Raw genomic sequence first — 13,401 nt, 5'->3', positions numbered from 1 at the left:
GCTCGACTATGGAAAATTCGGACGCGCGGGCTGGCCATTGGCAGCCTGCCTCAATAGCGGACAGACTGTCTTTTATGGGCATAGAGCGGCGCGAGCGGGATACGCTGGCCAGTATGCGCCCCGATATGGCCGAGATTCTGGACGAGAGTCTGTCCGAATTTTATCAACGTGTGCATGATGTACCAGAACTGGCCCGGTTCTTCCCGACCGAGGCCACGACGTCCAAGGCCCGCTCCCTGCAACAGATGCACTGGGAGACCATTCTATCGGGCAAGTTCGGGCCGGATTATGTAAGTGATGTCACCCGGATCGGCCACGCCCATGCCCGCATAGGGCTGGAACCACGGTGGTATATTGATGGCTACGCCGTGCTGCTGGATGCCATCTGCCGCCGCCTGATTAAGCAGGGGGTGCGTGGCGGGCGGCGTTTCTCCCTTGGCCGTGCGGCGGTTGAGGCTGAAATGGGCGAAAAGCTGGGCCAGCAGATCGGGGCTATTCTCAAGGCCGCGTTCCTGGACATGGATCTGGTGATTTCCACCTACCTTGCACGGCTGGAGGAGGAACGGCAGAAAGCCGCATCCGAACGCTCGGCACTGGAGCAGATTGCCCAGGCGCTGGAGCGCGTGGCCGAAGGGGATTTGAGCGCTACACTGGCGCGGGATGTGGCAGAGCGCTCCCCTGTGCTGGCAGCGGCCTTTGCCAAGCTCAAAACCGGCCTGAATGATGTTGTTTCCGATATTCGTGAGGTTTCTACGCAGGTGGAGGATGCAGCCTCCTCCATCAGTCAGAGCAATGCCCGTATCCTTAGCCAGAACGAAGCGCAGGTTGGCTCCATCCACCGGCTGACCAACGCCACCGCTACGCTGGAAGCCTCGCTGGATGATGTATCGGGGCAGACGGTGGCCGCCGAACAGGCGGCGCGTAAATGTGTGGATGCCGCAGCGCGTGGCAACACCAACATGAATGATGTACGCGCCACCATGGCGGATATTCAAACCGCATGGAAAACCATATCCGATCTGGTTGGTTCCATTCAGAACATTGCGGCCCAGACCAACTTTCTGGCCCTTAATGCCAATGTGGAGGCCACGCGGGCCGGGGCCATGGGGCGTGGTTTTTCGGTAGTGGCCATGGCCATCCGGGACCTGTCGGTTAAAACATCCCACGCCGCCCGCCAGATTGCGGCCAGCGCGCAAAAGAACGAGGCCGTGATCCGTAGCGGAGCGGAGGCGGTTAATCAGATGGTGGAGGACCTGTCCGATATAGGGGCAGGCATTGCAGTGGTGAACAACGCCATTTCCAAGATTAACAAGGAAATGGGCGGTCAGCAGCAAAGCGTTAAGGGCACACACCGCGAGGCCGCTGCCCTGCGTGACCTGACGGAAAAAACATCGGCCATGAGCGAAAATGCCTCTGCCGACTGCCAGGACCTGAGCCAGCGCTCGGCCAGAATGGTGGATCTGGTGAGCAACTTTGTGCTCTCCGATTACGGGCAGGGTTACGCGGATGACTACCCGATAGCCGCTGAATAGGCGGGCATAAAAAAACCGGCCTGCTTTGGGGCAGGCCGGTGCAAAAGCGCTTTGGGTTAAAAAGCGGCTTACTGCTTCATGGCAATGGTGGCCTGCAGCAGCTGGTCTGCCGTGGTCACGATTTTGGTGTTGGCGGTGTAAGCTTCCTGCGCAACGATCAGGGCAGACAGGTCGCTTGTCAGGTCGGTGGTGGAGGATTCCACATAGCCGACTGTCAGGGAGCCTGTAGCGTTTTCACCCACCAGCCCGGTTTTGGCGCTGCCTGATGCGGCGGTGGCTGTGTAAGCCTGACCATCCTGCGCCAGCAGGCCGTTGACGTTGGCAAAGTTGCTGAGTGCGACCTTGCCGATCAGCTGGGTGTCCCCGTTGTCGAACGTTGCCATCACAGAGCCATCGCTTTCAATGCTGGCGCTCTGGTAAGTACCGGAGGTCACGCTGTCGCTAACGGCTTTGGGTGTTGTGGAAGAGGTGCTGAGGGACATGCCGCTTGTGCCACCAATGGTGCCGATGTTGACGTTCACGTTCTGCGTGTTGCCATCGGGGTAGGTGATGGAGATCGGCAGGTTGGCGGCAGCCCCGTTCAGGGTGGAGGTCACGTTGTTGCCGGAGCTGTCGGTCACGGATTTCAGCGAACCATCGGTGTTGAAGTCCACCGTGTAGGCCGTTGTCGGTGTGACAGACATACCCGTGGTGCTGGACGAGGCCTGCACAGTCCACTCGGTGGCGGAGGACTGCGTCCACGTCAGGGTGACATCCCCGGTGTTGTCCTTGGGTTTGGCCTGATTATAGGTGCCATCGTAAACAGTGGTGTTTGTTGTAACCGCACTTGCACCAGTAACGGAGGACAGGGTGCCCGTTGCCGTAATTGTTGTGGTCTGTGTGGGCCGGAAGGTGACGTTGGCAACGTTGATCTGGGTTACGCTGGATGTGTCCAGCGCGCCGGTCGTGGCGTCCACCATATAGCCATCAAGGTAGTAGCCGCTGGTGTTTTCGAGGTACCCGTCCTTGTCCTCATAGAATTCACCGTTGCGGGTGTAATACTGTTCAGAAGCAAAGTCGGCACCAGCCGAAGTGACCGCACCGGTCTTTTTGGAGACGTTGAACAGCCCGTTGCCCGAGATGGACATGGCCAGCCCGTCCGTGCTGGAGGAGGCGGTGCCCTGGGAGTTGACGTGCTGCACGGTTACGGCGGCCACGGAGTTGGCCACACCCTGTGCGAACGAGCCGGAGGTGGAGCCTGCGCCGGCCACAAAGTCCTGGAACGCGGTGGTGTCGGCCTTGTAGCCAACCGTCTGGCTGTTGGCGATGTTGTTGCTGAGGTTGGTAAACGCGGTGGACTGAGCGTTAATCCCGCTGACAGCCGTGGTAAGGGAGTTAAAAATAGACATGTGTCGTCCCTGCCTTGTGGATGCGCAGTTTTCTTACGCTGGCTGTCTGTGCCGTTCTGGGGCACGCGCATCAGCCACGGGGTTAATGGCGAACAGACTCAAGGGGCTTAAACCCGCCCCACCATTATGGCCTGCGCCTAAGTTACCCAACTGAGTAGCATGTAGGGCGTGGAACGCAAGTTTTTCCTGCATGAAAGAACTGTAAACCGCCGTTTTCGGGCGTTTAGCGCCGGAGCCGTGGCGCTTGCTGCGGGGGCTGCTGCACGGGGGGAGGGGCCGCACGCGCGCCGGGGGTCTTGAGCTTCATGACATAGGCAATAATGGCGGCTACGGGCTGGAAGTATTCGGCCGGAATTTCCGAATCCAGTGGCAGGGTGTACAGCGCGCGCGCCAGGGGCGGGTTGGGCACAATGGGTACGCGTGCTTCTTCCGCGGCCTCACGCATACGCGCGGCCAGTTCATCCGTGCCTTTGGCAACAATTTTGGGCGCGCTGTTTATCCCGTTTTCATATTGCAGGGCCACGGCGTAGTGGGTCGGGTTGGTAATGACCACGGTGGCCTCGTCCCTGACCGCCTGCACCATGCGGCGGCGGCGGCGCATGCGTATCTGCCGCTGGCGGGCCTTTACTTTGGGGTCCCCGTCCATTTCCTTGGTTTCGTCTTTGATTTCCTGAAAACTCATGCGCAGTTTCTGCAGCCGGTTCCAGCGTGTCCACACGTCATCAAGCACGGCAATAACGGCCTGCACCACCAGCACCACCAGTGTTGCGTACACAAACCACGAGACAAGTTCGTGCGTAAGGTGCAGCACACTCCACCGTTCGGAAACGGGGGCCACGCGAAGGGTTTCCTTGGCGACCCCAAACAGGACGCAGCCAAACACCACCAGCTTGATAAGGCTTTTGGCGGTTTCTACCAGATTGTTCTTGCTGAACAGGCGCGAGATCCCCTTGGCGGGGGACAGGCGCGTAATGTCGGGCATAATGGCCTTGGGGCGGAACAGGAACCCGCTCTGGACCACGCCAAAGGCCAGTGTAACCAACACCCCCGTACCCACCAGAGGGGCCGCCAGCCAGACCCCCTCCAGCGATGCCTGAACCGAGGCGCGGTAGAGGGAGGCACGGTCGAAGGGAATACTGTCAAAATGGGCCATGAGCCCATACATGTGCTTGGTAAACCGGTAAGCAGACAGGCCGGTGCTGGTGGTAAAAACAATCAGGAAGCCGCTCAGGATAATCAGGAGCTGCACCTCGCGCGACTGGGCAATATTGCCTTCCTCACGCGCGGTTTCCAGCCGTTTTCCGGTTGGGGCTTGGCTCTTTTCGCCTGAACTGTCGTCGGCCATGCGCGCTCGCTCCTAGTGGTGCGCGGGGGTGGTGCCAATACCGGGCAGGCCCAGCAGCATGTCGCCCGCACGCTCCTGCCATACACCACTCATGACCTGAATAAGAATGGCCAGCAGCAGCACGCCGCCCAGCAGCTGGGCAGGCATGGCCATGGAATAGACCTGAATGGACGGCATAAGCCGGTTGAGCACCCCCAGCATGGCAGGCCACAGGGTGCCGATCAGCACAAATGGGGCCGAAAGCTGGAAGGCCAGCATAAAGGTCTGGGACGTAACCTGCGTTACGCTGCGCGCCATATCCCCCACCATGGGAACATGGCCGGGAGGGAACACGCTGTAGGAGCCGGTAATGGCAGCCAGCGGCAGCGCATACAGCCCCGTGGACAGAAAAATAACCGGCACCAGAAAAGAGGCCATATGGCTGATGGCAGTACTGCCGGCACCCAGGTCCGGGTCGGGCTGGAGCACGCTGGCAAGGCCGGTAAAAATGGCCACGAACTGCATGGAAATACCCAGTGCAAGCGAGATCAGCCGCGCCAGCCAGCCAATAAAAATACCGTAAAGCAGTTCGCCCGCAATAATGGCAATGGCGCGGGCTGGCATGTGCAGCGCCTGCCCCGACACGTCCTTGAGTGCGTTCTGCTCAAGCGGCAGAATGGCAACGGTAATGCACAGGGCAATCCCTGCGCGGACCACCATGGGGGATGTGCTCTCCCCCAGACCGGGGGAGGCCATGACCAGCGCGCTCACCCGGCACAGCACCAGCAGGAACGTGGCGGCCAGCACCTGAATGGACCCGCCGGGGAACAGCAGGTAGTCGGTCATGCCCACGGGGTGGTGTGGGGGCCGGTCATGACCCGCCAACCATAATGACCTGGTCAAAAATGGTGCGGGCATAGGTGTTCAGGGTCGCGGCCATGTAGGAGCCGGTCAGCAGCAGGGCGGCCATGGCGGCCACAAACTTGGGCACGAAGGAGAGCGTGGCTTCGCTCACCTGTGTCATGGCCTGAAAGAGCGATACCAGAACACCCGCCACCAGCGAGGCCAGCAGGGAGGGTGCCCCCAGCTTGACCGCCACAAACAGTGTCTGGCGCAGAATGTCGTGGATATCGACCGTGTTATGCATGCGATGGGTCTTAGATCGACATTTTCATGACGTCCTGGTAGGCCTGCACCATACGGTCGCGCACGGTGGTTACGGTTTGCAGGGTCAGTTTGGCTTCTTCGACCGAGGTGGCGATATCGCTCATGTTGCCCTTGCCGGACAGGCCGGTTGCCGTCTGGGTTTCTGCCGTTTTGCCGGTCTGGATGGCGCCTTTGAGTGCGTTGTCCAGCGCGGACGTAAAGCCGGAAACAATATCGGCCCCTCCGGTGGAACCCGTGCCCTGCCCATCCGTTGTGGACTGCATGCTCTTCTGGGTCTGTCCGTAGGCGTTGAGCGCGTCGAGGCTGCGTGTGGTGATATCGCTGGTCATTGTGGCCCTGTCTGGCGCGGAGGGGGCATGCCGCCATGAGAGTGGTCTGGAACGTGGGGCTACTGTAATCCATTTGGCCCCTGCAAGGCCAGTGGCTTTTACGCCTGCCCGCCCAATCTTTGCGGATTACAGCACGTCCATTTTGGTGGCGGGGGAAATTACGTTAATGCCCCGTGTCACCGGCAGACTTGTCTCGCGCGAGGCGGGGGTGGCGCTGTGCGTGCTCATGCGCGCACCAAGGGGGATGAACGCCTGCTCGTTCAGCCTGTAGCCAATGCCCCACTGGGTTATAAATGGGTCGATAATACCAAAATCGCGCAGTTTCTTGCGGATTTTGCACACCATTACATCAATGATCTTGGCGTGTGGTTCTTCTTGCCCGGCATACAGGTTGTCCAGCAGGGCTTCCTTGCTGAGCACCTGTGTCTTGCGCAGGGTCAGCAGTTCCACCACGTCGTACTCGCGCGGGGTTAAGGGGAGGGGGCGGTCATCTATCAGGACCTGCCTGCGGTCCACGTTGACCACCATACGGCCGACATGCAGGCTCAGGCTGTCATGCCCGCCGGTGCGGCGCACAATGGCGCGCAGGCGGGCAAGCAGCTCCACCGGCTCTATGGCGGCACTGACGCAGTCATCCGCACCAATGGACAGGGTTTCCGCCACTTCCTGCGGGGTGGACGTGCGCACGATCATGATGATCGGGGTGGGAATGCGGGAATTGCGGATATGCCGCAGCAGGCGCGTATCGGGCCGGGCCTGCTGGATAACCGCAATATCGTACTGCGAGCGGCGCAGGGTTTCCACCACCCCTTCCGGGCCGGACATGGTCAGGGACAGCGCCCCCTCCACTGCGGCTTCCGCCAGGCCACGGTATGGGCGGATATCCCCCTGGGTCGAGGTGTCTCCGATACACAACAGGCGCATGTTTTTTTCCGTCTATCGGTTCTGTCGAATGCGTGTGCTTGATGCCGCAGGGAACTGCGGTGGACCAGCCCTGTCCGGCAGGCCGATGCACGGTGCTGGTCGGGTATTTGGGGTGCATTGGGGGCTGCGCAAGGGCAGACTCCAAAAAACACCTTGGCTAAGGCATGGCCATCCCATAATCTGAGCGCAAGATTTTTTCTTCCGGTTTGCATGCGGCGCTGCGGTGCGGCATACCGGCTTTGTGTTTCCTGTAAGCCCTGAAGAGGTTCCATACACATGGCAGATACCACGGTTGCCGCCCAGCTTGCCTCCAGCATGCGTACGGCTACGGCCAACATGGCTCAGGCGGCTCACCGCTCGGTCCAGCCCGAGCATATTGCCTCCAGCGCGCTCAAGGTTGCGTCCACCGGCCAGGACGGCTCTTCCTCCTCCATGCAGTTTGATGCCACGGGGCAGGTTGTGCCTTCAGGCAATACGCACAACAAGCATTCCGGTTCGGCAAGCTTCATCAACCTTCTGGCCTGATTGCGCATCGGGCCGGGTCTGCCCCGGCCCCATTGGGCAACAGGCCGGGACAGGGTCCTTATTTAACGCATGATGCTTCAGGGTATTGATGAGTGCGCAGCAGCGGCAGTGTCCGTTCTGGTCCTGCATGGCTGAGGGGTTCGTGTTTACTGCTCTGGCAGGCGGGCCGGTCAGCCACAGTTCTTCTGCACCCGCTACCATATGTGCAGAAGAGTCCCGCCCCATGGCAGGGCCATTGATCGTTCAGGATTAACCAGACGTGTATTTTAGCAGATCCGTTTGCATGAGACGCTGCCTTCTTCCCCTTGCCCTGCTTCTGTCCTGCTCCGCCATGACAACCGTGGCCGATGCGGCGCGGCGCACCCACGCGCCCCGCACCACTCAGGCGGCGCCCCCAAAGGGCAAAGGGCTTAACGCGGCAACGGCTGCAACCGCTGCCGCAGCAGCAGGCGTGGCCGCCACGGCTGGTGCCGCTGCTGCAACACCCGCCACCCCGGCCGACCCCGGCACCGCAGCAGATGCCGACCTGCTTAAAGGCCTGCCCGCACCGTGGAAAGCCACAGTGCTGGACGTGCCACTCCCCCCGCCAGCCCCCGCGCCGCAAACAGCAGGCAAGGGGCGTAAGCCGGGGCAAAAGGCAGGGCAGCCCGGTGGTTCCGGCTCCAGCGTTGCCGGGGGTGGTGGCTCCATTAACGTGCCCGCCACATCCACCAGCCGCGTGCTTATTCCCATATCCCCGCGCATGGGGCTGGCCGCCTTCCGCAGTGGCGACAGCTTTGTGATTGTGGTGGATAATGCTGAACCCATGGATACCAGCGCCCTGCACGGGGACGGTGTTTTTTCTACCCTGACCGTTACAACCCTGCCGGGTGCCACCCTGTTGCAGATCAAACTGCCCGACACGCGTGAGTTCTTTTTGTCCCAGCAGGCAGAAGGCTGGATACTGGGGGACAAGCCCCCGCCGGGTAATGTTTATGGCGACCGGCGCGTGATCAACCCGATTGTGGCAGATGGGGGGATTCTCTACCCCATGCGCAAGCCCGGCCGGGTGCTCAGCATTACGGACCCCGCATCCGGGCAGAAGCTGTTTGTTGGCACCTCCACCACGGATGACGGGGGGATTCTCTCCTTCCGTCATGGGGATGGGTATGACATCTGGCCCACGACCGAGGGCGTGGTTGTGGCCGCCAACTCGCCCGATGTGGGGCTACGCGCAACGCCTGAAGGCGCGTTGTTGACATCGGGTGAAAGCCCGCTCCCCGACAGCAAGGTGGCCGTGTACGCCAACACGGTTGATCTGGACTGGCTGGGCCTGCAAAAACTGCCCAATGAGCAGTTGGAAGCCCGCCTGCACAAAGCCCTGCTGGCCGCAGCCGATTCCGACCCCGCCCAGCGCTTTGCCGCCCGGCTGGAGGAAGCCCGCGCGGCCTTTGGCGTTGGTGCTTTTCTGGAAGCCCGCGGAATCCTGACCGTCGCGTTGGAAGATGACCCCGAAGAGGCCGTGCGGCCGGAGGTCAGCTTTCTGCTCGCTGCATCCGAACTGCTGAGCGGCAACATGGATGGCGCGTTCCTGCTTGAAGGCCCATGGCCCGATAACGAACAGCGTGCCACGCAGCTCTGGCGCGGTCTTTACCTTGCCTCCAAGGGTGGGCACGAGGCCGAGGCCGCCCACCTGCTGGCGCGCGACTTTACCCGGCTGGATAATTACCCCACCAGCGTACGCAGCGTGCTGCTGCCTTTTGCCGCCGAGCAGGTTGGCCGTTACGGCACGGCAGAGGACCTGAGCGTGCTGGACAAGCTGCCCGCAGGGTCCGTGTACAAGCTGGCCTCTGCCTTCCGCGACCTGCGTACGGGCAAGCGCACGCAGGCGTATGATGCGTTTAATGCGCTCTCGGTTGATCCGGACCCCGTGGTGGCGGAAAAGGCTCTGGAGCAGAAAATCTCGCTCGACATGTCCGATGGCAAGCTGACCCCGGTTGCCGCCGCGGAAATGTTTAACGGCCTTATGCCCGATGCCCGCCTTGCCGGGCGCGAGGCCACAGTGCGGCTGTTGCAGGCCGATGCCTACATGCGTGCGCGCAAATGGCCCGAAGCACTGGCCACGCTGGATATGGTCAAGGACACGCCCGAGCAGGTGTCCGAGCCTGTTCTGTCGCCCATGCTGTTCCAAACCCTTGCCGCTGTGGCCTCCGAAGTGGTCAAGGATACGGACCGCGATTCCATTCTGCATGGTGCGGCCATGCTGCGTGCCCACCTGTCTGCCCTGCAACCGGGCACCAAAAAGGGCGAAATCCTGATGGCTTACGGCAAGATGCTGCTGGGCCTTGGGCTGGCGGATGAGGCGCAGGAAGCGTTCTCCGATGCCGTGCCCATGCTGGATTCGCCCGAGCTCAAGGCACTCGCGGGGCAGGGACTGGCTGAATCCTACATTGCACTCAAGGACCTTGCGAGCGCGACCGACGTGCTCCAGCGCACGGACAGCCCCGACCTGCCGGATGACATGAAGGCCTCGCGCCGCCGCCTGCAGGCCCGCATTACGCTGGCCAAAGGCGACCAGACCGCCGCACTGGGCCTGCTGAACGGGGATAGTTTTTCCGACTCGTTGGATATGGCCGCCCGTATTCATGAAAGCCGGGGCGAATGGCCTGCCGCCGTAGCCAATGTGCGCAAAATGGCCGAGGCAGAGATTCCGCCCCAAGGCCCGCTGAGTGCTGCCCAGCAGACACTCGCCCTGCGTCTGGCCTCCGATGCGTCTCAGGCGTCGGATGCGCAGACGCTGGCATGGCTCGCCCAGCTGGTAGGGGACCGGAGCATGGATGGTGAGAGCGGGCGCGTCTTCCGCCTGCTGACACAGGTCGGGGGGCCAAAACCCGGTGCTGCCACGGCCGCCAAGCCCGCTACGGCGGCTGCCAAACCCTGATCTGCCAGTGTTGCCCCGGCCTGTATGGCTGGGGTTTGCTGCTTACGGGTGTTCTGCCCCGCCGGGTTAACCGCCCAGCAGAAACTGCACCCAGTGGGGCAGGGCGGGGCTGTTGCGGAGCAAAAATACCATTAGTAGCCCCACGGCGCAGGGCAAGGCTGTGGGGTAACGCCATACAGGCCGCGTGGCGGAGCAGACTGCTGCCTGCACCATGGGGGCACGCGTGCTGCGCCGCACTCCGCGCACGGCCCAGAGCCCAGCCCCAGCAAGCAGCAGAAAAGCCCAGAACCCACCCAGCCCTACCCATGCCCCGCATGCGCCAAACAACAGCACATCGGCCGCGGACATAAAATTACCCCGCCGGGTAATGGACAGGCCAAACAGGCCAGCCCCCCCCAGCACCCAGCCTGCACAGGCCCCCCCAATGGCGCTGCCCGCATAACCCAGAGCAGCCCCTGCCAGCAGGCCGCATAAGAGCATGGGCATGAGTATGGCGTTGGGTAGCCAGCCTTCGCGCCGGTCAAACTGTACCAGCAGGTTGGCAAGGTGGAGGGCCACTGCGTAAGCCAGCGTGACGAAGGGTGGGGTATAAATCAGCAGGGTGAGCGAGCAGGCCGCCACCAGCAGGCACCCAGCTACCAGCTCGTGCTGCTGTTGTGGGGGTGGTGCCTCCACATGGGGGCGCACGCCCGCTGCTACAGGGAGCCAGCGCAGCGCAAGTGCGCAAACCCGGACGGAAAGAGGGAACAGCAGGGCAATGCACATACCGGCAAGGGCTGCGGGTGCGGTGCGCGCCAGCAGGCTCCACGCCAGCATGGCCAGTGTTGCCCCGGCCTGAATGGTTGCATCGGTCATTCTGGGTGTGCGCATGCTCTGCTCGCTCTGGCAAAGGCGTGGTGTGCCGTACGGACCATGCCATAACGCCGTGCCGGGCGTCTGTCATGGGGCATTGGGTGGGGCTGGAAGGGGGGAGGCCAATAAATCTGTGGCAATCGGGGGGAAGGAACGCTATTTATGGTTGAACTGCCGTGAGCAGAGGAGGTCCAACCTACCCCTACGGCACCGCACAAACACAAGGGAGCTGGCATTTTCATGCTGGAGGCACTGTCATCCCAGACCGCGCTGACCCATAGCGGGACTGACCTGTTTTCATTGGCAGAGCGGCGCTTGCAGTGGCTGGAGTCGCGCCAGTCCGTTCTGGCAGGCAACGTAGCCAACGCCAATACACCGGGTTACGTCTCCAAGGATGTGGCACCGTTTGCAGGCGTGTTGCAGAACCAGATGACCATGGCCATGGTGCAGACCGAGCCAGGGCATATGGCCGGGCCGGGTAATATCGCCCTTGCGCGCAAAACCACGGGCGGCAACACATCCATTGATGGTAACGAGGTCCGGCTGGAAGATGAGCTGGGCAAAATAGCCGATACCAACGACCAGCAGCGCTTTGCCACCACGGTTTACACCCGTTACATGGGCATGTTCTCCACCGCGCTGGGCACCAGTTCGTAAGGACGGAAGCAGCAGATGGACTTTACCAATACAATTGGGATTTCCGCCGATGGCATGCGCACACAGGCCGAACGCCTGCGCGTGTCGGCCGAAAACCTTGCCAACAAGGATACAACCGGCTCCACCCCCGGTGCGGACCCATACCGCCGCAAAACCATTACCTTCCAGACAACGCTGGATCAGGCCACGGGCGCATCCAGCGTTAAGGTCAAGTCCATCGGGCAGGACCACACGCCGTTTGAAACACGCTACGACCCCTCCCACCCTGCGGCAGATGCCAAAGGGTACGTGAAGGTGCCGAACGTGAACACCATGGTCGAGATTATGGACACGCATGACGCCCAGCATTCGTACGAAGCGAATCTGAACACCATGCAGATCACCCGCTCCATGCTGACGCGCACCATCAATCTGATGAAATAAAGTCGGTCAGTAGAATATTTGAGTGTTTTGTCTATTCCAGTGCTTTGCACTTCTATGGTCTGTGGCACTTTGTATTGGTTCTGCCCCCGGCTGTAGCCGAGTATAAACATGAACGCTTTTGGTTTGTCCCCGCTCCTGCGGCAGTCCCTGCATGGGCAGGATATTACGCATTACCGGACTGAACTGCTCCAAAAGGCCGCGCAGGCTCCAACGGCGCAAACACTGCTCGATCTGGCGCTGGTCATGCAGTTGACCTTTGAGCCGGAGCAAGCCGAGGCGTTCTTGACCGAAGCACTCAAGGTGCAGCAGGTTTTTAACCTCGCGCATGCAGGGCGGGATGCTTTGCGCCTGCTGGTGGTTAAAACCCCCGGAGACCTGACCGCCAACACCCCCATAGAATGTATTCTGGAAAATGCACCCGTTCATATGGATGTGGTGTATGTTGGCCCCGGTCTGGCATGGCCGCAGACACTCCCCCCGCATGACCTCGTGTTTGTCGCGGTTGGGGAGGGGGACACCCATACCCCCGTATTGGCGCAACTGGCACAGGTGCTGGCACACAGCCCGGTGCCGGTGCTGAACAAGCCCCAGTATATTCCCCAGCTCTCCCGCTCTGCGGCGTTTGACCTGCTGCACACTGTGCCGGGCTTGCACATGGCACAGACATACCGGGTCGAGCGCGCTGCACTGGAGCGGTTAAGCACCGGGCATAATACGCTGGAATCTCTGGGCCTTAATCTGGCTTACCCGTTTATTGTGCGCCCCCTTGGGCTGCATGGCGGTATTGGCTTGAGCCGGATAGACCAACCGCAGGACCTTGCCGCCTATCTGGCGGATATTGGGGCAGAGCTGTTTTTTGTCGCCAATTTTGTCAACTACGCATCGGACGACCAGCTTTACCGCAAATACCGCGTGGTGATGGTGGAGGGTAAAGCCTATCTGGCACATATGGGTATTTCCACCCACTGGATGGTGCATTACCCCTACAGGGAAATGAAGGAGTTTGCCGCCCGCCGTGGGGAGGAAGCCCACGCCATGCTCCACTTTGATCAGGAGTTTGGCCAGCGGCATGCTGTGGCCCTGAACGGTATTTATGATGCGGTCAAGCTGGACTATTTTGGCTTTGACTGTGCCGAAACCAGAGATGGCAAACTGCTGGTGTTTGAACTGTCCAACGCGCTGATCATTCATGCCTGTGATGATCAGGCTGTTTTCCCCTACAAAATTCCCCAGATGCACAAAATCTTTTCGGCATTTTATGCCATGCTGCGCAACACGGTGGCGGTGCAGACAGCCTTCTGATGCGCTGGCTGGGGAGGCGTGGCCCATAACCGGGCCTGCCGCCCGGCCCACTTTGCTG

13 protein-coding genes are annotated in these 13,401 nt (G+C 61.1%); 6 read left to right on the top strand and 7 right to left on the bottom strand.

The features are described from left to right. The first annotated feature begins 8 nt into the window (after positions 1-8). Positions 9-1,532 carry a protoglobin domain-containing protein gene (locus tag LKE65_RS02065; protein WP_165925678.1) on the top strand — a complete coding sequence of 508 codons (1,524 nt, stop codon included), beginning with the start codon at positions 9-11 and terminating at the stop codon, positions 1,530-1,532. A gap of 68 nt (positions 1,533-1,600) precedes the next feature. Here LKE65_RS02065 and LKE65_RS02060 read toward each other — a convergent pair whose 3' ends face one another. The 6 genes from LKE65_RS02060 to LKE65_RS02035 all read right to left on the bottom strand — a co-directional run bounded on the left by LKE65_RS02060 (position 1,601) and on the right by LKE65_RS02035 (position 6,664). Further along, complete coding sequence (locus tag LKE65_RS02060) at positions 1,601-2,920, bottom strand: flagellar hook protein FlgE (protein WP_086646997.1); 1,320 nt, start codon at positions 2,918-2,920, stop codon at positions 1,601-1,603. A 223-nt stretch (positions 2,921-3,143) separates the two neighbouring features. Then, entirely contained in the window at positions 3,144-4,265 is a 1,122-nt protein-coding gene (locus LKE65_RS02055; RefSeq protein ID WP_086646998.1) for an EscU/YscU/HrcU family type III secretion system export apparatus switch protein, read from the bottom strand. 12 nt (positions 4,266-4,277) lie between these two features. Continuing rightward, on the bottom strand, positions 4,278-5,129 hold the full coding sequence (locus LKE65_RS02050) for a flagellar biosynthetic protein FliR (protein WP_278740275.1): 852 nt from the start codon (positions 5,127-5,129) through the stop codon (positions 4,278-4,280). Next, entirely contained in the window at positions 5,116-5,391 is a 276-nt protein-coding gene (locus tag LKE65_RS02045; protein ID WP_086647000.1) for a flagellar biosynthetic protein FliQ, read from the bottom strand. The genes LKE65_RS02050 and LKE65_RS02045 overlap by 14 nt, the downstream gene beginning before the upstream one ends. A 10-nt stretch (positions 5,392-5,401) precedes the next feature. Then, on the bottom strand, positions 5,402-5,740 hold the full coding sequence (locus LKE65_RS02040; protein WP_086647001.1) for a flagellar hook-basal body complex protein FliE: 339 nt from the start codon (positions 5,738-5,740) through the stop codon (positions 5,402-5,404). A 126-nt stretch (positions 5,741-5,866) separates the two neighbouring features. Continuing rightward, the gene (locus LKE65_RS02035) at positions 5,867-6,664 is read right to left on the bottom strand and encodes a response regulator transcription factor (protein ID WP_086647002.1); all 798 of its coding nucleotides are present in this window, start codon (positions 6,662-6,664) and stop codon (positions 5,867-5,869) included. A gap of 276 nt (positions 6,665-6,940) precedes the next feature. Between LKE65_RS02035 and LKE65_RS02030 the strand changes: the two genes are divergently transcribed. Next, on the top strand, positions 6,941-7,189 hold the full coding sequence (locus LKE65_RS02030; RefSeq protein WP_086647003.1) for a hypothetical protein: 249 nt from the start codon (positions 6,941-6,943) through the stop codon (positions 7,187-7,189). 283 nt (positions 7,190-7,472) lie between these two features. Beyond that, a complete protein-coding gene (locus LKE65_RS02025; RefSeq protein WP_278740273.1) occupies positions 7,473-10,109 on the top strand; it encodes a tetratricopeptide repeat protein in 2,637 nt (878 codons plus the stop codon). 66 nt (positions 10,110-10,175) lie between these two features. Here the strand turns inward: LKE65_RS02025 and LKE65_RS02020 are convergent, their stop codons facing one another. After that, positions 10,176-10,979: a hypothetical protein gene (locus LKE65_RS02020; RefSeq protein ID WP_278740272.1), complete on the bottom strand. Its 804-nt coding sequence runs from the start codon at positions 10,977-10,979 to the stop codon at positions 10,176-10,178. A 222-nt stretch (positions 10,980-11,201) separates the two neighbouring features. Between LKE65_RS02020 and LKE65_RS02015 the strand changes: the two genes are divergently transcribed. The 3 genes from LKE65_RS02015 (at position 11,202) to LKE65_RS02005 (ending at position 13,343) form a co-directional block, all read left to right on the top strand. Further along, complete coding sequence (locus LKE65_RS02015; protein ID WP_278740271.1) at positions 11,202-11,618, top strand: flagellar basal body rod protein FlgB; 417 nt, start codon at positions 11,202-11,204, stop codon at positions 11,616-11,618. 15 nt (positions 11,619-11,633) lie between these two features. Beyond that, positions 11,634-12,041 carry a flagellar basal body rod protein FlgC gene (gene flgC, locus LKE65_RS02010; RefSeq protein ID WP_086647008.1) on the top strand — a complete coding sequence of 136 codons (408 nt, stop codon included), beginning with the start codon at positions 11,634-11,636 and terminating at the stop codon, positions 12,039-12,041. 108 nt (positions 12,042-12,149) lie between these two features. Further along, positions 12,150-13,343 carry an ATP-grasp domain-containing protein gene (locus LKE65_RS02005; RefSeq protein WP_278740269.1) on the top strand — a complete coding sequence of 398 codons (1,194 nt, stop codon included), beginning with the start codon at positions 12,150-12,152 and terminating at the stop codon, positions 13,341-13,343. The last annotated feature ends 58 nt before the right edge of the window (positions 13,344-13,401 follow it).

This window comes from Acetobacter fabarum, from assembly GCF_022483405.1.
Classification (GTDB): Bacteria; Pseudomonadota; Alphaproteobacteria; order Acetobacterales; family Acetobacteraceae; genus Acetobacter; species Acetobacter fabarum.
Note: the sequence above shows the minus strand (reverse complement) of the source record. Positions and strands in the feature narration are given on the sequence as shown.